The sequence below is a fragment of the Streptacidiphilus sp. EB103A genome, from assembly GCF_041261405.1.
In the GTDB taxonomy this organism is placed as follows: Bacteria; Actinomycetota; Actinomycetes; order Streptomycetales; family Streptomycetaceae; genus Streptacidiphilus.
On sequence record NZ_JBGCAQ010000001.1, the window covers coordinates 393639 to 418211 of the forward strand.

26 protein-coding genes are annotated in these 24573 nt (G+C 73.2%); 15 read left to right on the forward strand and 11 right to left on the reverse strand.

Going from position 1 to position 24573, the window contains the following annotated elements; all coding sequences use genetic code 11:
* Positions 1 to 21: 21 nt before the first annotated feature.
* On the reverse strand, positions 22 to 789 hold the full coding sequence (locus tag ABH941_RS01740; RefSeq protein ID WP_370126708.1) for an SDR family oxidoreductase: 768 nt from the start codon (positions 787 to 789) through the stop codon (positions 22 to 24).
* A 54-nt stretch (positions 790 to 843) separates the two neighbouring features.
* Positions 844 to 1608 carry a dienelactone hydrolase family protein gene (locus ABH941_RS01745; protein ID WP_370126709.1) on the reverse strand — a complete coding sequence of 255 codons (765 nt, stop codon included), beginning with the start codon at positions 1606 to 1608 and terminating at the stop codon, positions 844 to 846.
* A gap of 70 nt (positions 1609 to 1678) precedes the next feature.
* Here ABH941_RS01745 and ABH941_RS01750 point away from each other — a divergent pair, with 70 nt between their 5' ends.
* On the forward strand, positions 1679 to 1909 hold the full coding sequence (locus ABH941_RS01750; RefSeq protein WP_370126710.1) for a DUF2277 domain-containing protein: 231 nt from the start codon (positions 1679 to 1681) through the stop codon (positions 1907 to 1909).
* A 33-nt stretch (positions 1910 to 1942) separates the two neighbouring features.
* On the opposite strand, the gene ABH941_RS01755 is transcribed toward ABH941_RS01750, so the two are convergent.
* The gene (locus ABH941_RS01755; protein ID WP_370126711.1) at positions 1943 to 2710 is read right to left on the reverse strand and encodes an SDR family NAD(P)-dependent oxidoreductase; all 768 of its coding nucleotides are present in this window, start codon (positions 2708 to 2710) and stop codon (positions 1943 to 1945) included.
* A gap of 99 nt (positions 2711 to 2809) precedes the next feature.
* Between ABH941_RS01755 and ABH941_RS01760 the strand changes: the two genes are divergently transcribed.
* The 3 genes from ABH941_RS01760 to ABH941_RS01770 all read left to right on the forward strand — a co-directional run bounded on the left by ABH941_RS01760 (position 2810) and on the right by ABH941_RS01770 (position 4848).
* Positions 2810 to 3451, forward strand: coding sequence for a TetR/AcrR family transcriptional regulator (locus ABH941_RS01760; RefSeq protein ID WP_370126712.1), 642 nt, complete (start codon positions 2810 to 2812; stop codon positions 3449 to 3451).
* Positions 3452 to 3573: 122 nt separating this feature from the next.
* Positions 3574 to 4545 (forward strand): acyl-CoA desaturase, encoded by a 972-nt coding sequence (locus tag ABH941_RS01765; protein ID WP_370126713.1) that lies wholly within the window; start codon positions 3574 to 3576, stop codon positions 4543 to 4545.
* Between the two features lie 39 nt (positions 4546 to 4584).
* Positions 4585 to 4848, forward strand: coding sequence for a hypothetical protein (locus ABH941_RS01770; RefSeq protein ID WP_370126714.1), 264 nt, complete (start codon positions 4585 to 4587; stop codon positions 4846 to 4848).
* 15 nt (positions 4849 to 4863) lie between these two features.
* On the opposite strand, the gene ABH941_RS01775 is transcribed toward ABH941_RS01770, so the two are convergent.
* Positions 4864 to 5778: a carbohydrate kinase gene (locus ABH941_RS01775; RefSeq protein WP_370126715.1), complete on the reverse strand. Its 915-nt coding sequence runs from the start codon at positions 5776 to 5778 to the stop codon at positions 4864 to 4866.
* A 62-nt stretch (positions 5779 to 5840) separates the two neighbouring features.
* Between ABH941_RS01775 and hrpB the strand changes: the two genes are divergently transcribed.
* Complete coding sequence (hrpB, locus tag ABH941_RS01780; protein ID WP_370126716.1) at positions 5841 to 8450, forward strand: ATP-dependent helicase HrpB; 2610 nt, start codon at positions 5841 to 5843, stop codon at positions 8448 to 8450.
* A gap of 55 nt (positions 8451 to 8505) precedes the next feature.
* Here the strand turns inward: hrpB and ABH941_RS01785 are convergent, their stop codons facing one another.
* Positions 8506 to 8721 (reverse strand): hypothetical protein, encoded by a 216-nt coding sequence (locus ABH941_RS01785; RefSeq protein WP_370126717.1) that lies wholly within the window; start codon positions 8719 to 8721, stop codon positions 8506 to 8508.
* 334 nt (positions 8722 to 9055) lie between these two features.
* Between ABH941_RS01785 and ABH941_RS01790 the strand changes: the two genes are divergently transcribed.
* Entirely contained in the window at positions 9056 to 9883 is an 828-nt protein-coding gene (locus tag ABH941_RS01790) for a putative protein N(5)-glutamine methyltransferase (RefSeq protein WP_370126718.1), read from the forward strand.
* A 2-nt stretch (positions 9884 to 9885) separates the two neighbouring features.
* On the opposite strand, the gene ABH941_RS01795 is transcribed toward ABH941_RS01790, so the two are convergent.
* Positions 9886 to 10515, reverse strand: a complete 630-nt coding sequence (locus tag ABH941_RS01795) for an NADPH-dependent F420 reductase (RefSeq protein ID WP_370126719.1) — start codon at positions 10513 to 10515, stop codon at positions 9886 to 9888.
* A 69-nt stretch (positions 10516 to 10584) separates the two neighbouring features.
* On the opposite strand from ABH941_RS01795, the gene ABH941_RS01800 reads away from it, so the two are divergent.
* Positions 10585 to 11232: a DUF6629 family protein gene (locus ABH941_RS01800; RefSeq protein WP_370126720.1), complete on the forward strand. Its 648-nt coding sequence runs from the start codon at positions 10585 to 10587 to the stop codon at positions 11230 to 11232.
* Here ABH941_RS01800 and ABH941_RS01805 read toward each other — a convergent pair.
* From ABH941_RS01805 to cobF, 3 genes are all read right to left on the reverse strand, one after another.
* On the reverse strand, positions 11226 to 11795 hold the full coding sequence (locus ABH941_RS01805; RefSeq protein ID WP_370126721.1) for a hypothetical protein: 570 nt from the start codon (positions 11793 to 11795) through the stop codon (positions 11226 to 11228). The two genes, ABH941_RS01800 and ABH941_RS01805, sit on opposite strands and share 7 nt — an antisense overlap.
* Positions 11796 to 11939: 144 nt before the next feature.
* A complete protein-coding gene (locus tag ABH941_RS01810; RefSeq protein WP_370126722.1) occupies positions 11940 to 12713 on the reverse strand; it encodes a cobalt-precorrin-6A reductase in 774 nt (257 codons plus the stop codon).
* The gene (gene cobF, locus ABH941_RS01815) at positions 12710 to 13480 is read right to left on the reverse strand and encodes a precorrin-6A synthase (deacetylating) (protein WP_370126723.1); all 771 of its coding nucleotides are present in this window, start codon (positions 13478 to 13480) and stop codon (positions 12710 to 12712) included. The genes ABH941_RS01810 and cobF overlap by 4 nt, the downstream gene beginning before the upstream one ends.
* A 67-nt stretch (positions 13481 to 13547) precedes the next feature.
* On the opposite strand from cobF, the gene ABH941_RS01820 reads away from it, so the two are divergent.
* From ABH941_RS01820 to ABH941_RS01835, 4 genes are all read left to right on the forward strand, one after another.
* Entirely contained in the window at positions 13548 to 14270 is a 723-nt protein-coding gene (locus ABH941_RS01820) for a transglycosylase SLT domain-containing protein (RefSeq protein ID WP_370126724.1), read from the forward strand.
* Between the two features lie 60 nt (positions 14271 to 14330).
* Complete coding sequence (locus ABH941_RS01825) at positions 14331 to 15071, forward strand: DUF2470 domain-containing protein (RefSeq protein ID WP_370126725.1); 741 nt, start codon at positions 14331 to 14333, stop codon at positions 15069 to 15071.
* Between the two features lie 124 nt (positions 15072 to 15195).
* Positions 15196 to 17331, forward strand: coding sequence for an alpha-galactosidase (locus ABH941_RS01830; protein ID WP_370126726.1), 2136 nt, complete (start codon positions 15196 to 15198; stop codon positions 17329 to 17331).
* Between the two features lie 64 nt (positions 17332 to 17395).
* Positions 17396 to 17926, forward strand: coding sequence for an NUDIX domain-containing protein (locus ABH941_RS01835; protein ID WP_370126727.1), 531 nt, complete (start codon positions 17396 to 17398; stop codon positions 17924 to 17926).
* 4 nt (positions 17927 to 17930) lie between these two features.
* Here the strand turns inward: ABH941_RS01835 and ABH941_RS01840 are convergent, their stop codons facing one another.
* Together ABH941_RS01840 and ABH941_RS01845 are read right to left on the reverse strand one after the other, a co-directional pair.
* Positions 17931 to 18413 (reverse strand): hypothetical protein, encoded by a 483-nt coding sequence (locus ABH941_RS01840; RefSeq protein WP_370126728.1) that lies wholly within the window; start codon positions 18411 to 18413, stop codon positions 17931 to 17933.
* Positions 18414 to 18555: 142 nt separating this feature from the next.
* On the reverse strand, positions 18556 to 19017 hold the full coding sequence (locus tag ABH941_RS01845; RefSeq protein ID WP_370126729.1) for a MarR family winged helix-turn-helix transcriptional regulator: 462 nt from the start codon (positions 19015 to 19017) through the stop codon (positions 18556 to 18558).
* Between the two features lie 119 nt (positions 19018 to 19136).
* Here ABH941_RS01845 and ABH941_RS01850 point away from each other — a divergent pair, with 119 nt between their 5' ends.
* From ABH941_RS01850 to ABH941_RS01865, 4 genes are all read left to right on the forward strand, one after another.
* Positions 19137 to 20150: an ABC transporter permease gene (locus ABH941_RS01850; protein WP_370126730.1), complete on the forward strand. Its 1014-nt coding sequence runs from the start codon at positions 19137 to 19139 to the stop codon at positions 20148 to 20150.
* Between the two features lie 103 nt (positions 20151 to 20253).
* The gene (locus ABH941_RS01855) at positions 20254 to 21360 is read left to right on the forward strand and encodes a S1C family serine protease (protein ID WP_370126731.1); all 1107 of its coding nucleotides are present in this window, start codon (positions 20254 to 20256) and stop codon (positions 21358 to 21360) included.
* 74 nt (positions 21361 to 21434) lie between these two features.
* Positions 21435 to 22211 (forward strand): HAD family hydrolase, encoded by a 777-nt coding sequence (locus tag ABH941_RS01860; RefSeq protein WP_370126732.1) that lies wholly within the window; start codon positions 21435 to 21437, stop codon positions 22209 to 22211.
* A complete protein-coding gene (locus ABH941_RS01865) occupies positions 22208 to 24568 on the forward strand; it encodes a glycoside hydrolase family 65 protein (RefSeq protein ID WP_370126733.1) in 2361 nt (786 codons plus the stop codon). The genes ABH941_RS01860 and ABH941_RS01865 overlap by 4 nt, the downstream gene beginning before the upstream one ends.
* Positions 24569 to 24573 lie beyond the last annotated feature (5 nt).

The window sequence follows — 24573 nt, forward strand, 5'->3', positions numbered from 1 at the left end:
CGGCTAGGCTGGCGCCGAAGCTCAGCGCCGGGGCGCGACCCGGCGGCCGCCGTCGACGAGAAGGTCGGTGCCGGTGACCCAGGAGGCGGCGGGGGAGAGCAGCCAGACCACGGCTTCGGCGATGTCCTCCGGCTCGCCCAGGCGCCGCATCGGGGTGGCGGCGGCCAGCTGCCGCTCGGCCGACTCCCAGTAGTGCCGGGCCAGTTCGGTGCGGACCAGGCCGGGGGAGACCGAGTTGACCCGTACGCCGGGCGCGAGTTCGGCAGCGAGGTGGCGGGTCAGCTGCAGCAGCGCCGCCTTGCTGGTCTCGTACGCGGCCAGCCCGGGGCCGGCGCCGTGGACGCCCTCGGTGACCACGTTGACCACCGCGCCGCCGTGCTCCCGCATCCACGCCTGCCAGGCCGCCCGCACCAGGGCGAGCGGGCCGTGCACATTGACGGCGAAGGTGTCCAGCCAGACCACCGGATCCCCGTCAACGGCCGGGACCAGCGGCTGGTTGGCTCCGGCGTTGTTCACGACGAAGTCGACGGAGCCGAACAGCTCCATACAGCTGCGGACCCAGTCGACGGTGGCGGCGGGGTCGCCCGCCGAGCCGACCCGGCCCTCGACCCGACCGTACTGCCCACCAACTCCAGCATCCCGCAGCCGCTTTACGGCGTCCTCGACCCCGGTGCCGTCCCGCGCGGTCAGCAGCACATCTGCCCCGGACGCCAACAGCCCCTGGGCGACGGCGAATCCGATGCCCCGGGAACCGCCGGTGACGATCGCCGCCCGCCCGTCCACTCGCATGGGGAACAGCGTGGGTCGCCTCCCACGAGAAGGGAAGCCCCAAGGCTCTCTCCATCAGTTGACGGCAGCACCTTCCTCGTCGCCCTTGAGTAGGGCGTCGACCCGGGACCAGGCGTCGGCGGCGGTGTCCGGGGCCGTCCCCAGGAAGCCGTGGCCCCGGTCGGGGTAGACCACGAACTCGTGGCGGACACCTGCCTCCTTGAGCGCGGAGGCGATCTGCTGCTGCTCGGCCGGGGAGATCACATGGTCGTCCGCGCCGATCAGGTAGAGCAGCCGTGCGGTGATCCGGTCGGTGCGGGCGAGGGTCGGCTCGGGACGGCTGAGCGGGATCTCGGTGCCGGTGAGCCAGCCGCCGTAGAAGACCGCGACGGCGTCGAGGTCGAACTCGGTGGCGGCCAGGTAGGCGATGTGTCCGCCCATGCTGAGGCCGACCATGCCTACCCGTGGGCTGCCCAGGGCGCGCACGTACGCGATGGACGCGCCGACGTCGGCCAGCACCTGGTCCCGGGTCAGCAGATGCAGCAGCTCGAACCCCCGCTCCCGGCCCGCCGGTTCACGGGGCAACTCGACGCCGGGATCGGTGCGGTGGTGGAAGTCCGGTGCGAGAGCGACGAAGCCGAGCCCGGCCAGATGGTCGCAGACGTCGCGCACATGGGAGTCCACGCCGAACAGTTCCATGGCGACCAGTACGGCGGGGAACACCCCGGGAGAGTCCGGCCGGGCAAGGTAGCCCCCCATCGGTGCGGCGTCGTCGGCACCCACCGGGACGGTGACGCGTTCGGTGCGGATCGGAAGCGGTCGCGCGGAGCCAGAGGTCATGCCGTAAAACGTAGCCGCCTACCTGCGCTGGCAGCCACTGTCACCGGCGGGAGGCGCGCACACTGGAGGTATGTGCAGAAGCATCAAGACGCTCCGCCCGCCGGTCATGCCCGAGGTGGAGGACGAGGACATCAGGGCCGCGGCCCTGCAGTACGTGCGGAAGGTGTCGGGGTTCCGGGCGCCGGCCGCGCACAACAAGGAGGCGTTCGACGCGGCCGTCGAGGCGGTGGCCGAGGCGACCCGGACGCTGCTGGACGAGCTGGTGGTCAAGGGCGCGCCCAAGGCGGGGGTCCCGGGCTGAGGGGTTGGCGCAGGAGGCCCGGGACCCTTGGGGTCAGACCGCCGACCAGCCGTTGTCGACGGGGAGGATGACGCCGCTGATGTTGCTGGCCGCGTCGGAGGCGAGGAAGAGGATTGCGGCGGCCTGTTCGGAGGCGTCCGCGGGGCGGCCGATGTTCCCCATGTAGGAGCCGAGGACGGCGGGGCCCTGGGCGCCCGCCTCGATGTCGACCCGGATGTTGGTGATGGTCCCGCCGGGGGCGATGGCGTTGGCGCGGATGCCCTTGTCCCGGTACATCACGGCGACGGACTTGGTGAGCCCGGCGATCGCGTGCTTGGAGGCGGTGTAGGCGGCGCCGGCCGCGCTGCCGCGCAGCGACGCCTCCGAGGCGGTGTTGACGATGGCGCCCTTGCCCGCGGCGAGCATGTGCGGGAGGGCGGCGCGGGTGAGCAGGAACGGCGCGGTCAGGTTGATCCGGATCACCCGCTCCCACTCGGCGTCGCCGGTGTCCCCGGCGGCCGACATGCGGTCCATGATTCCCGCGTTGTTGACCAGGACGTCCAGGCCGCCGAAGGCCGCCACTGCGGTGGCGACGACCTCGTCCACCACGCTCTGCTCGCTCAGGTCGCCGACCACCGCGCGGGCGGTGCCGCCGGCGGCCTCGATCTCGGTGACGACGGCCTTGGCGCCCTCGGCGTTGATGTCCGCGACCAGGACCTTGGCACCCTCGTCGGCGAACTTCAGGGCGGTGGCGCGGCCGATGCCCGAACCCGCGCCGGTGACGACGATGCTCTTGCCGGTGAGGCCGGTGGTGCTGCTCATGAGAAGGCTCCCTTGCTGGTGTGCTGTCCCCGACGCTACAACTTTGTGGCAAGAAGTGCCATAAAGTCAGTGCGTGACGAAAACCGCTAGCCTGTCGGGATGGAACCGCAGCAGTCACGGATGGGCCGGCCGCCGCTGACCGAGCGGCGCAAGGCCGCCACCCGGCTGGAGATCGCCCAGGAGGCCGTGCGTCTGTTCGAGGCGAAGGGCGTCGCCGCCACCTCGGCCGAGGAGATCGCCCAGGCGGTCGGCATCTCCCAGCGCACGCTGTGGCGCTACTTCCCCAGCAAGGAGCAGTTCGTCGAACCCCTGCTGGTGTCCGGGATCGAGCTGATGGCCCAGCGGCTGCGGGAGTGGCGCCCCGGGACGCCGGTGCACGTGGGCTGGGACGAAGCCGAAGCCGAAGCCGACAGCGCCGCCACGGTCACGATCACGGCCACCCCGGAGGCGGTGACCGCCCTGCGCGGCCTGGTGCGGCTCACCCGCGAGGAGGACGGGCTGCGTGCCGTCTGGCTGCAGGTGCACCAGCAGGCCGAGGCCGTGTTCGCCGAGGCGGTTGCCGAGCGCACCGGCCGTACCCCGCAGGATCTTGAGCCCCGGGTGCAGGCCGCGATGATCAACTCCGCGCTGCGGGTCGCGGTGGAGGACTGGGCCTGGAACGGTACCGACGCCGGTCCGGCGGCACTCGTCGAAGTGACTGAGCGGGCGATGCGGGTGGCGGCAGCGGGCCTTCCCGGCTGACGGCGAGGATCCGGCGAAGCCCGACGCTCTCGGAGCGTTCTGGGGGCTACGCTGGGTACTGCGAGTCCCCGGACCCCGGCCGCGCCACGACGAAGAGTTGGAAGTCGGCCGAGGAGTACCCGGTGACCATCACCGAGCAGCAGAACGTGTACGACGGCATCGAGCCGTTCCCCCGTGAGGAGTCCGAGGGCGAGGCGCGGCCACAGGGGTGGCAGATCGTGGCCACGGCGGTGATCGTGGCGTTTCCCTTCGTGGCGGTGGTGCTGGCGGCGGTGGTGGTGTGGGGCCACCTGCTGGGGACGGCGGACGTGCTGATCGCGGTCGCCCTCTACGCCGTGACGGGTCTCGGGGTCACCGTCGGATTCCATCGCTGCCTCACCCATGGCAGCTTCACCCCGACCCGGCCGCTGCGGATCATGCTGGCGGTGGCCGGGTCGATGAGCTTCCAGGGGGACGTCATCGGCTGGGTGGCGACCCACCGCCGCCACCACGCCTTCACCGACCGCCCGGGGGACCCGCACTCGCCGTTCCGCTTCGGCACCGGTCTCGGCGGCCAGTTGCACGGTCTGGCCCATGCCCATGTGGGCTGGCTGTTCACCGCCGACCTCACCCCGGCCGAGGCCTACGCCCCCGATCTCCTCGCCGACCGCGACATGCGGGTGGTGTCCGCGTCCTTCCCCGCCCTGTGCCTGGTGTCGCTCGCGCTGCCGTTCGGTCTCGGCTGGGCGATCGGCGGGACCCTGCACGACGCGCTGACCGCGCTTGTGTGGGGCGGGCTGGTCCGGGTCGCGGTGCTGCAGCATGTGACCTGGAGCGTCAACTCGCTCTGCCACATGATCGGCGTGCGGCCGTTCCGCACCCGCCGCCACGACCGTGCCACCAATCTGTGGCCGCTCGCGTTGCTGTCCTTCGGTGAGAGCTGGCACAACCTGCACCACGCCGAGCCAACCTGTGCCCGGCACGGGGTCGACCGGTGGCAGATCGACCCCTCGGCCGGGGTCATTCGGCTGCTGGAAATGGCCGGTTGGGCCACCGAGGTGCGGTGGCCGCTGCCCGACCGGATCGACCGACGCCGCATCGCCCAGTCCCCCTGAACCGACCACACGACCACGGAGAGGAGCACACTGGTCATCATGGCTGTCCCCGAAGCACACCAATGCAGTACCTGCGCCGATGACACCGCGCTGGGAACGACCGTCCACGAGGATCTGGTGCTCGGCGCGCCACTGTCCATGGAGGAACTCGACGACGCCCGCCGCCTGGAGCGGTTCGCGGGCAAGTACGCCCATGACGGCTGCAAGGTGATCGAGGTCAGGAAGGTGGCCTCGGCCACCCTCAGCGGCTTCGGCTGGTCCGTCCGCTTCGTCGAGGACGGGAGCGGCCTGCTGGTCCACTGACCGGATGACGGATCCTCAGGTGCTCAGGAGCTCCTGCCTGTTCGGGGGATTGGCGCCCGCGCGGGAGACGGTGACGGCGGCCGCCCGGCCGGCGTGGGTCAGGATGCCGTCCACCGCGGCGGCGTCCAGGGCGGCGAGACCCGGACGGGCCGGAGCGCCGAGGAGGTCCAGGGCGGCGAGGGCGGCGAGAGTCGCGGACATGAAGGAGTCCCCGGCGCCGACGGTGTCCACGACGGCGGTGGGGACGGCGGGAGCGGTGATCCGCTCGCTGCGGGTGAAGGCCGAAGCGCCGTCGCCACCCCTGGTGACCAGCACCAACGCGGGTCCGAGCGCAAGCCAGCGGGCGGCGACCTCGGGTGCCGCGACGCCCGGATACAGCCAGGCCAGGTCCTCGTCGCTGGCCTTCACCAGATCGCTCAGCGCCACGCAGCGCTCCACCCGCCGCACCGCTTCCGGGTGCTCGCCCATCAACGCCGGCCGCACATTGGGGTCGTAGCTGACCGTGGCCTGCCCGCGCAGCGACTCGACCAGGGCGGCGGCGGGCTCCGCCCCCGGGGCCGTGACGGAGGCGATGGAGCCCAGGTGGACATGGCGGGGGACGAAAGGCACCTGCGTGGGGCGCAGCGTCCACTCGATGTCGAAGGTGTAGTCGGCGTGGCCGCCGACGTCCAGGGTGACCAGCGCGGTCGGCGTCCGCACGCCCTCCTGGCCGTCCGAGAGCAGTCGCACCCCGGCCGAGCGCAGATGGGCGGAGATCAGCTCGCCCATCGGGTCCGCCCCGAGCTGCGTCAGCAGCGCGGCGTCGAGGCCGAGCCTGGCCAGGCCGTAGGCGACATTGGCGGGGCTGCCGCCGGGGTGCGGCACATCGGCCTGCCCGGGCGCTCGGACGATGTCGGCAACGCTCTCGCCGATCACCAGGAAGTCGGTCATCGGGCCATTCTCCACAGCCGGGGGAGCGCGGGAGCAGGGAGGCCGGGTGCGAGACTGCCGGGGTGAACCCCGCCTGGCTGGACCTTCCCGTTCGCAGGGCCCTGCCCGAGCTGCGGCGCGCGCTCGTGGAGCGCGGTTCCGCCGTGCTCGCGGCGCCGCCCGGCACCGGGAAGACCACGCTGGTGCCGCTGGTGCTGGCCGGGCTGGTCGACGGCGAACCGGGCGGCCCCGGCGGCGCGAGTGGCCGACGGCGGGTGCTGGTCGCCGAGCCGCGACGGCTGGCGGTGCGGGCGGCCGCGCGGCGGATGGCCTGGCTACTGGGGACACCGGTGGGCGAGGACGTCGGTTTCACCGTGCGCGGGGAGCGCCGGGTGGGGCCGCGCGCCGTGGTTGAGGTGGTCACCACCGGCGTGCTGCTGCAGCGCCTCCAGCGGGACCAGGAACTGGACGGCGTGGATGTGGTGCTGCTGGACGAGTGCCATGAGCGGCATCTGGACGCGGACACGGCGCTGGCCTTCCTGCTCGACGTACGGGCCGCGCTCCGCCCGGACCTGCAGCTGGTCTGCGCCTCGGCGACCTCGGACACCGCCGCCTGGGCCGCCCTGCTCGGGGACGGCGCTCCGGCGCCGGTGGTGGCGGCGCAGGGGATCCAGTACCCGGTCGAGGTGGTCTGGGCGCCACCGCCGCGCCCGGTGCGGCCCCCGCAGGGCCTGCGCACCGACCCGGCGTTGCTGGAGCAGGTCGCCGTGACCGCGCTCAGGGCGCTGCGGGAGCGGGACGGGGACGTACTGTGCTTCCTGCCCGGCGCCGGCGAGATCGCCCGGGTCGCCGGCCTGCTGGGCGGTGCCGGAGGAGCGGTCGAGGTGCTGCAGTTGCACGGCCGGGCGGACCGCGCCGTCCAGGACGCGGTCCTGAGCCCGGCCGGCGACCGCCGCCGGATCGTGCTGTCCACCTCCGTCGCCGAGTCCTCGCTGACCGTGCCGGGGGTGCGCTGCGTGGTCGACTGCGGGCTGGCCAGGGAGCCGCGCACGGACCATGCCCGCGGGCTCTCCAGCCTGGTCACCGTGCGGGCCTCGCTGGCGACCGGGCGGCAGCGGGCCGGACGGGCCGGACGCGAGGCCCCCGGCGCCGTCTACCGCTGCTGGGCCGAGGTCGAGGACGCACGGGCCAAGGCCCTGCCGACGCCCGAGATCCTGCAGGCCGACCTCGTCTCCTTCGCCCTGCAGGCCGCCTGCTGGGGAGCCCCCGGCGCCCGTGGGCTCGCCCTGCCCGACCCGCCCCCGGACGGCGCGATGGCCGCCGCCCGGGAGTCGCTGACCGCGTTGGGCGCGCTCGACGCCGACGGGCGGGCGACCGCACGGGGCAGGCGGATCGCCCGCACCGGGCTGCACCCCCGGCTCGGCCGGGCCCTGCTCGACGGTGCGCCGCTGGTGGGGGAGGGCCGGGCGGCGGAGCTGGTGGCGCTGCTCTCCGAGGAGCCGCCGCGGGCCCTCGGCGACGACCTCACCGCCGTCTGGCGCACCGTCCGGACCGGGCGCGACCCCTATGCGGCGCGCTGGCGCGAGGAGGTCCGCAGGCTGCGTCGGCAGCCGGACGCGGAGGAGCCGGGCGCCGGGGGAGTGGACGGAGGGCGAGCGGACGGAGCGGTGGCGGATGCGACGGCGGCCGGTCTGCTCGTCGCGCTGGCCTTCCCCGAGCGCATCGCGAGGGCGCGCGGCGCGGCCCCCGAGCCGGGTGCCCGCGCCTCCTATCTGATGGCCTCCGGCACCGCGGCCGAGACCGCCGCGGGCTCGGCCCTGTCCGGCACCGAATGGATCGCGGTGGCGGTCGCCGACCGTCCGGCCGGATCGCCGTCCGCCCGGGTGCAGTTGGCCGCGGCCCTCGACGAGGCCACCGCCCGGCGCGCGGGCGCCCCGCTGCTGACGGTTCGTGAGGAGGTCCGCTGGGCGGTGCCGCCCGGAACCCGGCGCGGCGACGTGGCCGCGCGCCGGGTCGAGTCGCTGGGGGCGGTCGAGCTCGCCGCCGAGCCGCTGCCGGCCCCGGACCGCGCCCTGCTGCGGGCGGCCCTGCTGGAAGGACTGGCCACCGAGGGCGCCGACCGGCTGCTCACCTGGTCGGCGGAGGCCACCGGACTGCGGCAGCGACTGGCGTTCCTGCACCGTGAGCTCGGCGACCCCTGGCCGGACGTCTCGGACCGGGCGCTGCTCGACCGGGCCGGTGAATGGCTGGAGCCCGAGCTGTCCCGGGCCCGGCGCCGTGCCGACCTGGAGCGCATCGGGACGACCTCGGCGCTGGCCAGACTGCTGCCCTGGGCCTCGGGCGCGGCCGGACGGCTGGACGAGCTCGCGCCGGAGCGGATCACCGTCCCCTCGGGATCGCGGGTCCGGGTCGACTACTCCGCCGACCGGCCGGTCCTCGCCGTCAAGCTGCAGGAGCTGTTCGGCTGGCAGGAGACCCCGCGACTGGCGGGCGGACGCGCCCCGCTGACGGTGCATCTGCTGTCGCCGGCGGGCCGTCCGGCTGCCGTCACCGGCGACCTGGCGTCCTTCTGGCGCGACGGCTACCGCGCCGTCCGGGCCGACCTGCGCGGCCGCTACCCGCGCCACCCCTGGCCCGAGGACCCCACCACCGCGCAGCCGACCCGGCGCGCCAACCCGCGCAGGGACGCCTGACGGCGTCTTGTCAGCACCAGTCTTGCCAGCACCAGTCTTGTCAGCACCAGTGTTGTCAGCACCACAGCAGGCCGAACAGCCCCGAGGCCCGGGGGGCCGGGCGCGGCGGCGTCAGCTGTGTCAGGGGCGAGCCAGGGATGGTGCCGGGGTCCATGCCGAGGACGATCCGGTCGTAGGCGCGCAGCTGCGCGCGTCCGGACCCGCTGTCCTCGACGGACCCGGTAGCCGGGCCCGGCCTGCGGGTGTCCCTCGAGTGCCGCTGCGGTACCACGGTCGGTCTCCTTCGCCCCAGGGGTGTGCTGCTACGCCCCGGGCGGCCTCGAACAGCCGTCGGACCACCCGCCCCCGTGGGTTCTGGCCGGGCCCAAGAGTACGCCAATGCGGGAGAGTTGGGCGCATATGCCAGATGCCGGGAATCCGGCCGGGGACCGGGGCGGTGCGGCGGGCGGTGATCGGGTACTGTGGCGCTCGGCCAGTAGAGACACCGACCGAGGAGGTGGGACCCATTACCGCTGTCGCAGTCCGGGTGCTCCCCTCCCGAGACCTCCAGGATCTTCCGGGGTTCTAGCGGGTCGAGCGCCCTTCGGTATCCCGAAAGGCTTTCTGTGTCCTCCTCTCCCGTACTTGCTTCACATGTCTTCGACGCCGTGGTCTCCCGGCTCCGTGCCGCGGGCTGCGTCTTCGCCGAGGACGAGGCGGCGCTGCTGGTCGCCGCCGCCCCCACCCCCGCCGAACTCGACGCGATGGTCCGGCGCCGCGCTGAGGGCCTCCCGCTGGAGCACGTCCTCGGCTGGGCCGAGTTCTGCGGCCTGCGGGTGGCCGTGGACCTCCAGGTCTTCGTCCCCCGGGTGCGCACCGAGTTCCTGGTCCGGCAGGCCGCCGCGTTCGCCGGGCCGCACGCGGTGGTGGTCGACCTGTGCTGCGGCACCGGCGCCGTCGGCCTCGCGCTGCTCGCGGCTCTGGCCGCGGCCGGCACTCCCGCCGCCGAACTGCACGCCGCCGACATCGACCCGGCGGCCGTCCGCTGCGCCCGCCGCAACCTCACCGCTCCGGACGGTAGCGGTGCCCCTTGCAGCCAGGTCCACTTGGGCGACCTCTACGACCCGCTGCCCGACCGTCTGCTCGGCCGGGTCGACCTGCTGGTGGTCAACGCCCCCTACGTGCCCACCGGGGAGATCGAGCTGCTGCCGACCGAGGCCAGGGTCCACGAGGCCAGGGTGGCCCTGGACGGCGGCTCGGACGGCTTGGACCAGCAGCGGCGGGTCGCCGCCGGGGCGAGCCGATGGCTGGCGCCGGGCGGACACCTGCTGATAGAGACCAGCGAGCGCCAGGCCCGGCACACTGCCGCGGTGTTCGCCGAGTGCGGACTGGTCGCGCGGATCGTGGGCTCGGACGAACTGGACGCCACTGTGGTCGTCGGCGCCAAACCCTGATCTCACCCCTGCGCCAGGGCCTCCCGCAGCTGTTCGGCGGTCAGGTACGGACCGTAGGCGGGCTTGTCGCGGTCGAAGCGTCGGCCCTCGACCAGGGGGCCGGCGTCGACCACGTCGAAGCCGAACTCGTCGATGAGGGCGGCCACGGTCTTCTTGGCCTCGGCGTCGTCCCCGGCGATGGGCAGCGCGCGGCGGCCCGGGGTGCCGGCCGGGGCGGCGTCGTCGCCGATCGCCGGGGCGGCGATGTTGTTGAACGCCTTGACCACCTTGGAGTCGGGCAGGTGCGCGGCGAGCAGCCCGCTCACCGTGGCCGTGCCGTTGTCGATCTCCGGGAAGTGGCCGTCGCGCTCGAAGTAGTAGTTGTTGGTGTCGATCACGGTCTTGCCGCCCAGCGGCTCGGCCGGGATCCGGGTGTAGGCCTTGAACGGGACGGTGACCACGACCAGGTCGCCCGCCGCGCCCGCCTCCGCCGCCGTGGCCGCGCTCGCCAGCGGGCCCAGTGCGGCCACGATGTCGGCCAGGGTCTCCGGGCCGCGCGAGTTGCTGAGGACGACGCTGTGTCCGTGGGCGACCGCCTGCCTGGCGATGACCTGGCCGATGTTGCCGCTGCCGATGAGTCCGATGGTTGCCATGGAGGAAGTCCTCCCCCGTGGGACGACGCTGAACCAGCGATCCCCCCGTACGGCGGCTACGTTGGTCCGGTGTGCTGGAGTTCCACTGCCGATCTGGTCGCGGGCAGCGCCGTGGCCGTCGTCGGAGTCGCCGCGCTGGCCTCGGTGCGCCACGGCCGTGATCTGCTGCTGGCCGCGTTGCCGCTGGTGCTGGGCGCGCACCAGCTGATCGAGGCGGTGGTCTGGCGGGGTGAGGATGGCGACGTCGGGGCTGGCACGGCGGCGGTGGCCCGGACGGCCTGGGCGGTGATCGCCTATCCGCTGCTGCCGGTGCTGGTGCCGGTCGGGGTGCTGCTCGCGGTGGGGGCGGCGGCCGCGCCGGCTCGGCGTCGGCTGCTGCTGGCGCTGGTGGCGCTCGGTGTGGTGGTCTCAGCGGCGCTGGCCGTGGCGGTCTTCCGGCACGACGTGAGTGCGCAGGTCCACGGACACACCCTGCGGTACGGCGTCGGCGTCACCCATCCGGTGCTGATCGGCGTCGGCTACCTATTGGCCACGGTGGGTGCGCTGCTCGCGAGCGGGCAGCGCGACATCCATCTGGTGGGGCTGGCCTGCGGCGCGGGGGCGGTGGTCTGTCTGCTCCTGTGGCAGGCGGCCTTTGTGTCGACCTGGTGCGCGCTGGCGGCCGTCGCCAGCCTGCTCGTGCTGCGCTGGCTGCACCGCTCCAGGACCGTTCAGTAGCCGCCATTGCCGCCGGAGGTGCTGGGCGAGGTGCCGGGGGCGCTCCCCATGCCGGTGACCGCGCTGCCGTCGGGGTCGACCAGGTACCAGGCGCCACCGAAGGCGGTCAGGCCCTGACCGTTGATGTCCCCGGCCTTGGTGTCGTTCGCGAAGTAGTACAGCGGATGGCCGTGGAAGGTGACCTGGGTCGACTTGTCGGCCCTGGTGGTGGTGCCGGCCAGCGAGGCGGTGAGGCCGTTGGTGACCGGTGTCCCGGTGGTGTGGTCCGGCGGCCAGGCGACGGCGCAGGAGCCGTTGCAGGTGGAGGTGGAGCCGGTGTCGGCCTTGAACAGGTAGAGCGCACGTCCGGAGCCGTCGACCACGATCTGGCCGTCCGGCGAGGAGGCGGTCTTCAGCGTGGCACCCCCCGCCGCCGCTCCGCCCGCCGATCCGCTCGTCGCGGCCGTGCTGGGCGCCGTCGACGAGGAGGCACTGCTGGTGCCGCTGCTGGAACAGCCTGCCGCGAGGGCGGCTACGGCGCCCGCCGCGAGCACCCCGGTGATGACGCGATTCTTTCTGATCATGACGGATCTTCTTCCGCCGGGACCGCCGCCGCGCCCGGTGCGTCACGGCCGGTCCACCGGCCCGCCGAGGCGGGTCCGCACCCTGAGGTACGCGCAGGCAGAGGTGCGGGTTCAGTGTCCTTCCAGTATCCGTCCAGCTGTCGTTCAGTGCCGCAGCCCGTGCAGCCAGGCGCGGGCCGCGGCGGTGTCGGCGGCCGTCGGGACGCCGGGGGGCGGGCCGGGACGGCTCACGACGACCACCGGGATCCGGGCCTCGCGGGCGGCGGCCAGCTTGGGGGCGGTGGCCGTGCCGCCGCTGTCCTTGGTGACCAGGACGTCGATCCGGTGCTGGCGCAGCAGCGCGCACTCGCCCTCCAGGGTGAACGGGCCCCGGTCGAGCAGGACCTCGACACGGGCGGGCAGCGGCGGCCCTGGCGGGTCGATGGAGCGCACCAGGAAGTGCTGCGGGAGCCCGGCGAAGGCCGCGAGCCCGCCCCGCCCGGTGGTCAGGAACACCCGCCGGTCGGCCGCCGGACCCGGCGTCAGCTCCGGTGCGGACAGCAGCGCGGCTGCGGCCTCCAGCGAGGCGGCCGGATGCCACCGGTCGCCCGGCCCGGCCGTCCAGCCGGGCCGGCGCAGCGCCAGCAGCGGCACGCCGGTCGCCGCCGCTGCCCCGGCCGCGTTGGCGCTGATGGCGGCGGCGAAGGGATGGGTGGCGTCGACGACCGCCGTAACCCGGTGCTCCCGCAGCCAGCGGGCCAGACCGTCGACGCCGCCGAAGCCGCCGATCCGGACCCGGCCGGGCGGCAGCAGCGGTTCGGCCACCCGGCCCGCGAGCGAGCTGGTCACGGTCAGCGACGGATCGTCGGCGAGCTCGCCGGCGAGCTGCCTGGCCTGGTCGGTGCCGCCCAGCAGCAGGATGTGGCGGGAGCCGGTCACGGCCGGCGGAGCAGATAGGTGTCCATGATCCAGCCCTTGCGGGTCCTGGCCTCGGCCCGGAGCGCGAGGATCCGCTCGGCCACCTCGGCCAGCCGCCCGGAGACCAGGATCTCGTCGGCGGTGCCGATGTAGGCGCCCCAGAAGATCTCCAGCTCGGGGTCGAGCCCGGCGAAGGACTGGTGCGCGTCCAGCATCACCACCAGGTCGTCCACGCCCTCCGGCAACGCCCCGGCCTCGGCCAGCCTGCGTCCGGTGGTGATCTGCACCGGACGGCCCACCCGGTTCAGGCCGGTGCGGTGCCGGGCGGCCAGCGCGGAGACGCTGCTGATGCCGGGGACCACCTCGTAGTCGAAGTCCACCGTGCCTCGGTCGCGAACCTCCTCCAGGATCGCCAGCGTGCTGTCGTAGAGGGCGGGGTCGCCCCAGACCAGGAAGGCGCCGCAACTCCCCTCCGGCAGTTCGTCCCTGACGAGCCGTTCGTAGATGTCGGCGCGGCGGCTGCGCCAGTCGTCGACGGCCGGGGTGTAGCCGGGCGTGGCGGCGGTGCGGTCGCGCTCGGGGTCGGTGGCCTGCACCACCCGGTAGGGGTGGTCGACATGCCGGTCCAGGATCTCCTCGCGCAGCCGGGTCAGGTCGGACTTCTCCTGGCCCTTGTCGAGCAGGAAGAAGACCTCGGCACGGTTGAGCGCCTTGACCGCCTGCAGGGTGAGGTGGTCCGGGTCGCCCGCGCCGATGCCGACGATGCAGATCATCCTTCTGTCGTTCATGGCCGAGAGTCTGCCAGGCAGGAGATAGGTTGCCTGGTACCGGGTCATCGCCCGGTGAGCAGCCACGATGGCGGCCGGAACGGCGGGAGGCGGGCGGATGCCGGGGGAGCAGCGGAAGTCGCGGTGGGGCTGGTTCCTGCTGCTCGCGGCGGTCGTGGTGATCGGCTGGATCGCCCGACCTGGCAGCGGCCATGGTTCCGGCGCGGCGGCTGCGGCCCCGTCGCAGTCGGCCGCCTCCGCGTCCAGGAGCGCTTCCGCATCCGCCTCCGCCGCGGAGACCGGCGTGGTCCAGCCGTACGATCCGGCGCACTACGCCGCCGACACCGTCAGATACGGCAAGCAGGCCGGGATCGACCCGCAGCTGCTGATGGCGATCCTCTACAACGAGTCCTACAAGCCGCACGACGCGGCCAGCGAACGGGCCTGGCAGAAGCTGAAGCCCAGCGCGTCCTTCGGCATCGCCAACATGCACGAGGCGGCTTTCGACGAGACCAAGCGGGGCCGCGACTTCGCCGGGCGCAGCTGGACCGAGCTGCCGGACCATCCCGACCTCGCGATCGAGGCCGAGGCCTGGTTCCTGCACGACCTCAGGGCCCAGCTGCCCGCGCAGCACACCAGCAGCCTCACCAGGGACGAGTTGCTGGCCCTCGGCTACAACACCGGCGCCTCCAATATGCGGGCCTTCGCGCGCGGGGTGACGCTCGGTTCGATGGCCCAGTCCTACCTGGACACCCTCCGCCAGAACTGGGACAAGGCCGGGAAGGCGGTCGCGTCCGCGACGGCGGGGTGAGGTTGGCAGGGTTCCTCCGCTTGGCTAAGGTAAGCCTTACCTAATCAAGTGGAGGATCGAGTGAAGCCTGCCGAGAACGCCGTCGAGCCTGTCGAGCCCACCGAAGCCGAGCGGGTGCGCAGCGTGCTGCAGGCCGCCACCTCGCTGACGGTCGCCGCCAACGGGGGTCGGCACGACTTCCACGGTCCGGACCTGCTCGCCGCCGACGCCGCGGGCCTGGCCCTGCGCGCTCCGGCGGAGTGCCGGCTCACCCGGGAGACCGTGGTCGCGGGCTCGGCCGGGCTGCCGGTGCTGCTGGAGTGGACCGACCTCGCCCCGCTCCCGGTCGGCGACCGGGTCCGCGCCCAGGTGTGCGTCGCGGGCCGGCTGCGCGCCTCGCGGCCGACCCGGGACGGCCTGCGGCTGCTGCGCCTCGATGTGCACCAGGTGGTCCTCGACGTCGACGGCAGCGAGACCCTGGTCGACCCGGTCCAGCTGGTCAGGGCCGAACCGGACCCGCTGGCGAGCGTCGAGGCCGCGCTGCTGCTGCATCTCGACGAGGACCACCAGGACCATGTGGCGGCCCTGGCCGGACTGATCGGCCCGCAACTGCTCCGCGGCGCCCGCCGGATGGTGCCGTACGCGCTGGACCGGTACGGCATCGTGCTGAGGCTGGAGTACGCCGGCGCGCACCAGGACGTCCGGCTGGCCTTCGGCGAGCCGCTGCCCGACGCGGATCAGGTCGGCCACCGTCTGCACGCCCTGATGGCCGCGGCAGCGGCGGCGCCGACCGGCTCCGGGGCAGGTCGTCCGCACGACTGAGCCCTGACGATCACGTCACGTGTTGAAGTATGTTGACTGCTGTTTGCCAGTCTCTGACCTGATCTGTTGTCGCCCAACGTCGTCGCCCAACAGTCAGGCAATCGGGCCCAAAGTGGGAGTCGTCGTGCCGCAGATCGTCCACGTCCCGGACCAGCAGCTCTGGATCCTCAGCGGGCCGGAGTCCAGCTACGTCCTGCACCTCGACCGCGAGGGCCTGCTGCACGGACTGCACTGGGGCCCACGGCTGGACGCCGAGCAGGCCGTCTCGCTGCTCGACCTCCCCGCGCCGGTCCGCCGCGGCTACCAGGACGCCGCCGACGGCCGGCTCGACCTCGCGGCGGCGGGCGGGGCGCGCTTCGGCCATGCCGGCCTCCAGGTCCGCTTCGCCGACGGAACCCGGGACCTGGAGCTGGAACTGACAGGTCATCGGGTGGACCAGGTCGCCGACGGATCGTCGGAACTGGTCCTGGAGTTCGCCGACCGCTACTACCCGCTGGCGGTCGAGACCCGCTATCTGCTGCGCCCGGACAGCGACGTCATCGAGCGCCGGCTGCGGCTGCGGCACACCGGCCCCGCCGGGGGCGAGGCCGCCACCGAGCCGGTGACGGTGCTGCGCGCCGACTCGGCCACCTGGGTGCTGCCGCCGCTGGAGGGCTACCGGCTCAGCCAGGTGCACGGCCAGTGGGCCGCCGAGACCCAGCTGACCCGCAGTGAACTCGCCTACGGCGAAACCGTGCTGACCAGCCGTCGCGGGGTGAGCAGCCACCACGCCCAGCCCTGGGCCATGCTCGACGACGGCACCGCCACCGAGACCGGCGGCGCGGTCTACGGCTGCGCCCTGGCCTGGAGCGGCAGTTGGCAGCTCACCCTGCAGCGCCTCCCCGACGGGCAGGCGTCCGTCTCGGCCGGCGCCCAGCACACGCCGATGATCCAGGTGCTGGCCCCCGGCGAGGAGTTGGAAACCCCGGCCAGCCTCGGCCTCTACAGCGAGGGCGGGTTCGGCGCCGCCAGCCGCGCCTGGCACCGGCACATCAGGTCCCAGGTGCTCGAGCACCCCGACGAGTTGCGCCCGGTGCTCTACAACTCCTGGGAGGCCACCTACTTCGACATCGGCCTGGAGAACCAGAAGTCGCTGGCCGACCGCGCCGCCGCGATGGGCGTGGAGCTGTTCGTCATGGACGACGGCTGGTTCGGCTCCCGCACCAACGACTCCGCCGGGCTGGGCGACTGGACGCCCAACCCGGACCGCTTCCCGGACGGCCTGGCGCCGCTGATCGACCACGTCCACGGCCTCGGCATGGACTTCGGCCTCTGGGTCGAGCCGGAGATGACCAACCCGGACAGCGACCTCTACCGCGCCCACCCGGACTGGGTGCTGCACCAGCCGCACCGCGAACGCACCGAGATGCGCAACCAGCTGGTGCTCAACCTGGCCAGGCCGGAGGTCGCCGACTGGCTGCACGCCACCATCGACGGGCTGCTGCGCGACAACGCCGTCGACTTCCTCAAGTGGGACATGAACCGTCCCTTCACCGAGGCCGGACCGGTCGGCGCGGGCGGCGACGACCGGCTCTGGACCGACTACACCCGGAACCTCTACGCCGTCCTGGACCGGCTGCGGGCCGACCATCCGTCGGTCCGGATCGAGGACTGCGCCAGCGGCGGCGGCCGGATCGACCTCGGCCTGCTCGCCCGCACCGACCAGGTGTGGACCTCCGACAACACCGACCCCGCCGACCGCCTGCACATCCAGCACGGCTTCTCCCAGCTGTACCCGGCGCAGGTGATGAGCGCCTGGGTGACCGACAGCCCCAACCCGTTCACCCGCCGCAGCACCCCGCTGGACTTCCGCTTCCACTCCGCGATGGCCGGCGTCCTGGGCATCGGCGGCGACCTCGCCGAGTGGACCAAGGAGGAACTGGCGCGCGCCGCCGAGCTGGTCGCCGCCTACAAGACCGTCCGGCCGCTGGTGCAGCACGGGGTGCAGTACCGACTGCGGGGGCCGGAGCAGGAGTTGAGCGCGGTCCAGTTCGTGGCGGCGGACGGGTCAGGGACCGCGGTCCTCGCCTACCGGCGCTCCCGCTCCATGGGCGAGGGCAACCCCGTGCTGCGGCTGCAGGGACTGCGTCCGGACGCCCGCTACCGCGACACCGCCACCGGCCGGCTGCACCACGGAGCGGTCCTGCTCGCCCGCGGCCTGCCGCTGGACCTGCCGGAGGGCGACTGGGCCAGCACCCTGGTGCATCTCACCGCCGTCTGACGGAATGCCGTGGCTGATGGGAGAGTTGGCGGAACCGATCCCGTCCGACGGAAGGCCGCCGCAGATGAGTCCCTGGCCCACAGTCAGCCGACGCCGACTCACCGAAGGGCGCTTCGTCAGCGCCTTCCAGGACGAGGTGCTCCTCGCCGAGGGGGTCACCGGCACCTGGGAGTGGGTCGACGTGGCCGACGCCGTCCGGGTGGTGGCTGTCGACGCGGAGGGGCGGATCGCCCTGGTGGAGGACGAGTTCTACCTGCAGCGGCGCCGGCTGCTGCTGGTGCCGGGCGGAGGAGTGGAGCGCGCCGAGGAGCCGGCGGCGGCCGCCCGTCGCGAGCTGGAGGAGGAGACCGGCTGGCGGGCGGGGCGGCTGGACCCGCTCGGCGTCATCGAGCAGCTGCCCACTGCCACCCCGGCCCGAGCGCATCTGTTCCTCGCCCGCGAGCTCGCCCCGGGCACGCTGGCCCGGGAGGCGAGCGAGGCCGGGATGACGCTGCACTGGCGGACGCTGGACGAGGCCGTGGCGGCGGTGCGGGAGGGCGCGGTCACCGAGGCCGGCAGCGTGAGCGCGATCCTGCTGGCGGCCTTCCGGCTGTAGGCGCTCAGCCTGTAGGCGTCGGGGCGCCGGGGATCTCCTCGATCCGGTCGATCACGACACTGTCGTCGAGATCACCGCTCTCGTCGTGGTGCACCGTCCGTACCGTCGCGCCGATCAACGCGCCGACCACACCGGCTGCCACCAGCACGGCCAGCCGGATCGCCGAGCTGTGCGCGTCCCAGCCGAGGACTCCCCACCGGTCGGCGTCGAAACCGTCGAAGAACAGCCAGAACACCAGGCCGATCACCACGCTCCCGGCCAGGTCGGCGGCGCAGCCCACGGCGAAGGCCGCGACGCACAGCACCACCAGTTCGAACACCGGGTGGGGCCGCCCGCCGGCGGTGGTGAGCAGGATCGACAGCGGCGCCGCGGCCGCGAAGGAGAGCACGGTCAGCAACGGCGCCCGCAGACCGGCCCGCCGGCCGGCCGCGGTGGTCGCGGGGAGGGCGGAACCGCGGGCCGCGGGGCGGAGGAGTGTGTACGACATGGTGGCCTCCCGATCGCCTGGTCAAGGGCTGCACGTGTGCACCCCCATTACAGGCCGGTACGGGCTCGCGGCAGCCGGCGTTGACGGCCTCCTGACGGGCCCGCCGCCGATCCATACGCAATCCTGACGCTCCGCGGCCTGTTCACTCCGGACGCGGGCGGCTCAGGTCCAGGGCCTCCGGATTGGTGTGCTGGACCAGCCGTCGCAGCAGTCCGCCGAGGACGGCCTCGTCGTCGGCGGACAGGGCCTCGAACAGGCCCGCGTGGGCCTCGTTGAGGGCCGCCTGGGAGAGCTCGACCAGGGCCAGCCCCGCCTCGGTGAGGTGGAGCTGCATCACCCGGCGGTTGGTGGGGTGCGGCCGGCGCTCCAGCAGCCCCCGGTCGAGCAGCCCGTTGACGGCGGTGCCCATGGACTGGGCGGTCATCCCGACCCGCCGGGCGACGGAGGCACTGGAGATCCCGGGCGACAGGCCCACCTGCACCAGGGCGTTGTGCTGGGCCAGGCTCAGGTCCAGCGGGCGCAGCCCGCGCTCCAGGCGCAGCACCACGGCCTGGGCGAACTGCCAGGCCAGATAGCCGGTTCGGGTGGACGGGTCGTCGATCACCTGGGGACTCCTGGCTCCGGAATTTTGTAAGGAAACTGATGGTTGTCTATCATGATTAACAGTTGCCTTATATTCAGCTGGTAAACGAGAGGCCGCCGCACGTGTCCGTGTCCCCCGTCGTGTCCGACCATGATGCCGAAGCCGCGGCGCGCCACGCCCGCCCCCAGCCGCACCCGCACGACCATGTCGTGGACGCGCCCGAGGCCCGTGTCGGCGCGACCGGGGCCAAGGGCGCGCTGCTGCCCGCTCTCATCGTGCTGGCGATCGGGGCCATCTTCGTCAGCGTCTACCTCGCCGCCTTCCACGCGCCCAAGCCGCACCAACTGCCGGTGGCCGTCGTCGGTGCCACCACCGAGCAGTACGCCGGCTTCGAGCTGCGCAGCTACCCCGACCTGGCCTCCGCCCGCAGCGCCGTGCAGCACCGCGAGGTCTACGCGGCCTACGACGCGTCGGGCCCGACCGGAAGCCCGGTCCTGCTCTACAGCAGTGCCAACGGACCCTCCGTCACCGCCCTGCTGGAGGGCACCTTCCTGCACGGAAAGGTCTCGGCCGCGCAGGACGTCCAGCCGGCCTCCAGCGGTGACACCCGCGGCCTGTCGGTCTTCTACTCCGCCTTCGGCCTGGTGCTGGCCGGCTTCCTGTTCGGCACCATGACCTATCAGATGGCCCCCAGGCTGGAGTTCCGCTGGCGGATGGCCGGCCTGGCGTTCTTCAGCGCGGCCGGCGGCCTGGCCGTCGCCGCCATCGCGGGCACCGTCTTCGGCGCGCTGCCCGGCCCCTTCCTCGCCATCGCCGGGCTCACCGCGCTGATGGCGGCCGCCGTCGGCGGGGCGACCATGGCGCTGGTGCGGCTGCTGGGCCCGGCGGGGGTGAGCGTCTCCTCGGTGCTGCTGCTCATCCTGGGCAACGCCACCAGCGGCGGCATACTGCCCCCGGACTTCCTGCCGGCCTGGCTGCACCCGCTCTCCTCGGTGCTGCCGGTGGGCGTCGGGGTCCGTGCGATCCAGGGCGTGGCCTACTTCCACAACGACGGCGTGATCAGGGGGATCGTGGTGCTGGTGCTCTGGATCGCCGCGTGCGCGGGCATCCTGTGGCACCGCGACGTGCGGGCGGCCCGGGAGCGCGCCGTCTGAGCAAGCGCACCGTCTGAGAAACCGGACTGTCCGAGAAACCTGAGAAAGAGATTCGGTCGGACGATTCCGCGCACGATCACCCCCCACGGGGCACAAGACAGGCATGAGTGGGACGGACATGGGGCGCCGCGCGCCCAGGCGCAGGCCCTTCGTACTGCTGGTGCTGGTGGTCGTCCTGGTGGCGGCCGTCTGGGCGAGCACCCGGGACGGGCGCGGCAGCGGCAGCGCGACCGGGTCGAAGGGCGCATCGCCCTCCGCCGGCACGACCATCGCGGTGACCACGGTCGACAAGGGCCTGGTCGACATCAATGTCGTCCTCGGCTACCAGGACATCCGGGCCGCCGCCACCGGCATGGTGCTGACCCCCTCGGGCGAGGTGCTCACCAACAACCACGTCATCAACGGCGCCACCGAGATCTCAGCCGTGGACATCGGCGACGGGCGCAGCTACACCGCGACCGTGGTCGGCTACGACCGCGGCCACGACCTGGCCGTCCTGCAGTTGAAGGGAGCCTCGGGGCTGGCGACGGTGCGGCTCGGGGACTCGTCCGGGCTGGGGGTCGGGGACCAGGTCACCGCCGTGGGCAATGCCGGTGGTCGCGGCAACGTCCCGCAGGCGTCCCCGGGCCGGGTGACGGCACTCCAGCGGTCGATCACCGCCGGTGACGACGCCACCGGCGAGTCCGAGCAGCTGACCGGCATGATCCAGGTCGACGCCGCGGTGCAGCCGGGGGATTCCGGCGGTCCGCTGCTGGACGCGTCCGGCTCGGTGGTCGGTGTGGACACGGCCGCGTCCCAGGGCTTCAGCTTCCGGGGCGGCGCGGACGGCGGCAGCCCCGGTACGGTCGGCTTCGCCACGCCGATCGCCACCGCCCGCTCCGTGGCCGACGCCATCGAGAGCGGCCGGACGGCCGACGGCATCCACATCGGGCCCACCGCCATGCTGGGGCTCCAGGTGGAGACCTTCACGGACGGCTCTCCCGGGGCCCTGGTCGCCGGAGTGGTCGACGGATCCCCTGCGGCCGGGGCGGGCCTGGTCGCCGGAGACCTGGTCACCTCGTTCGACGGCCGGTCCGTCTCCGGCCCCGGCGCACTCACCACCCTGGTGACCGGCCACCGCCCCGGGGACCGGGTCACCGTCCAGTGGACCGACCAGGCCGGCGGCAACCACAGCAAGTCAGTGACGCTGGCGGCAGGGCCTGCGGACTGACACAGCCTCTGCCGAACGGGCGCGGCCCGGCCGGCAGAGGCATGAAGATCGCAGGAACGGGGAATGCGCGCCGCATGAGCACCCCGAGCACCCCGAGCTCCCGCAATGGCCTCGGCCTCGGCCTGCCCGAGTCCATCTCGGCCTGCCTGTTCGACATGGACGGGGTGCTGACCCGTACCGCCGTCGTCCATGCCGCGGCCTGGAAGCAGATGTTCGACGCGTTCCTGCACGCTCGCTACGGCGACGGCTTCACGCCCTTCGACGCGGTCGAGGACTACGACGAGTACGTGGACGGCCGCCCCCGCGCCGACGGCGTCCGCAGCTTCCTGGCCTCGCGCGGCATCGAGCTGCCCGATGGCGCCGCGGACGACCCCCCGGAGCGCGACACCGTGCAGGGCCTGGGCAACCGCAAGAACATCCTGGTCCAGGAGAAGATCCGCACCGATGGCGTCCAGGCGTACGAGGGGACCGTGCGCTACCTCAAGGCGGTCCGCGCGGCCGGGCTGGCCACGGCCGTGGTCTCGTCCAGCGCCAACTGCCACGACGTACTGGTCTCGGCGGGGATCGAGGACCTGCTGGACGTACGGGTGGACGCCGGCGTCGCCGAGCGGCTCGGGCTGCCGGGCAAACCGTACCCGGACACCTATCTGGAGGCCGCCCGGGAGCTGGGCGTCGGGCCCGGCGTCGCCGCCGTCTTCGAGGACGCCCTGGTCGGCATGGAGGCCGGCCGCTCGGGCCGGTTCGGCTTCGTGGTCGGCGTGGACCGCGTCGGCCAGGCCGACGAGCTGCGCGCCCACGGCGCGGACACCGTTGTGCAGGACCTCGCCGAACTGCTGGAGAGCCACGGATGATTCCCCACCCCGCGTACACCGTCGACCCCTGGACGCTGCGCGAGACCGAGCTCGACCTGGACATGCTGGCCCAGAGCGAATCGCTGTTCGCGCTCTCCAACGGCCACATCGGCTGGCGCGGCAACCTGGACGAGGGCGAGCCCAACGGACTGCCGGGGAGCTACCTCAACGGCTTCCACGAGCTGCACCCCATGCCCTACGCCGAGGCCGGCTACGGCAACCCGGAGTCGGGGCAGACCGTCGTCAACGTCACCAACGGCAAGATCATCAGGCTGCTGGTCGACGACGAGCCCTTCGACCTCCGCTACGGCGTGCTGCACAACCACGAGCGGGTGCTCGACCTGCGCGCGGGAGTGCTGCGCCGCAGCTGCGAATGGACCTCGCCGGCCGGACGCACCGTCAGGGTCAGCTCCACCCGGCTGGTCTCCTTCAGCCAGCGAGCCGTCGCCGCCATCGCCTACGAGGTCGAGCCGATCGACGGCATGGCGCGGATCGTGGTGCAGTCCGAACTGGTCGCGTCCGAAGAGATGCCCCTCCGGTCGGGCGACCCCCGGATCGCCGCCGCGCTGGACCGCACCCTGCAGCCGGAGGCCGGGTACGCGACCGGGACGCGGCTCGCGCTGGCCCATTCCACCCTGCGCAGCGGGCTGAAGATCGCCGTCACCGCGGACCACCGGGTGGACGGTCCGGAGGGCACCACCACCTTCGCCGAGTCCAGCGAGAACGTCAGCCGACTGCTCGTCACCTCGGTGGTGCAGCCCGGACAGCGGCTGCGGCTGGAGAAGTTCGTCGCCTACGGCTGGTCGGCCGAGCGCTCACTGCCGGCCCTGCGGGACCAGGCCGAGGCCGCCATGGCGGGCGCCCGCAGCACCGGCTGGCAGGAGCTGCTGCGGCAGCAGCGCGACTACCTGGACGACTTCTGGGACCGTGCCGACGTCGAGGTCGAGGGCGACGCGGAGATCCAGCAGGCGGTGCGCTTCGCCCTGTTCCATGTGCTGCAGGCCGGGGCCAGGGCCGAGCAGCGCGCCCTCGGCGCCAAGGGCCTGACCGGCTCCGGCTACGACGGGCACAGCTTCTGGGACACCGAGACGGTGGTGCTGCCGGTCCTCGCGGCCACCCATCCCGACGCGGTGTCGCACGCGCTGCGCTGGCGGCACTCCACCCTGGACGCCGCCCGCGAACGGGCCCGGCTGCTGGGGCTGTCCGGGGCGGCCTTCCCCTGGCGCACCATCAACGGCGAGGAGGGGTCCGGCTACTGGCCGGCCGGGACAGCCGCGTTCCACATCAACGCCGACATCGCCGACGCGGTGGTCCGCTACACCGCGATCAGCGGCGACCCCGACTTCGAGCGCGAGGTCGGCATGGAACTGCTGGTGGAGACCGCGCGGTTGTGGCGTTCGCTGGGCCACCACGACAGCGCCGGCGCCTTCCACATCGACGGGGTCACCGGCCCGGACGAGTACAGCGCCGTCGCCGACGACAACGTCTACACCAACCTGATGGCGCAGGCGAACCTCCGCGCGGCGGCGGACGCGGCCGAGCGCCACCCGGAGCAGGCGCACGCCCTCGGCGTGGACGACGAGGAGACCGCGGTCTGGCGCGACGCGGCGGCGGCCATCGCCCTCCCCTACAACCACGACCTCGACGTGCACGAGCAGTCGGCCGACTTCACCGGGCACCAGACCTGGGACTTCGAGCACACCGATCCGGGGCAGTACCCGCTGCTGCTGCACTTCCCCTACTTCGACCTGTACCGCAAGCAGGTGATCAAGCAGTCCGACCTGGTGCTGGCGATGTACCTGCGCGGCGAGGCCTTCGAACCGGACCAGAAGGCGCGCAACTTCGCCTACTACGAGCCGCTGACGGTCCGTGACTCATCGCTGTCCGCCTACTGCCAGGCGGTGATGGCCGCCGAGGTCGGCCATCTGGAGCTGGCCTACGACTACCTGGGCGAGGCCGCCCTGATGGACCTGAACGACCTGGAGAACAACACCAGCGACGGCCTGCACATCGCCTCGCTGGCCGGCACCTGGACGGCCCTGGTCGCCGGACTAGGCGGAATGCGCCTGCGCGGCCACCACCTGGCCTTCGCCCCCAGCCTCCCGCAACGGCTCACCCGCCTGGCCTTCCGGCTCCAGTTCCGCGGCCGCAGACTCCAGGTGCAGATCACCCCGTCCGGCGCCGACTACACCCTGGCCTCCGGCCCGCCACTGGATCTCTACCACTGCGGCGAACGCATCACCATCACCACCGACAAGCCAGTCAGCTGCGACCTGCACCCCCTACCGCACCTCCCGGACACGTCCCAGCCCAAGGGCCGCGAGCCCCTGAAGCGCCGCCTGGGGCCGCTGCCGTGAGGTCT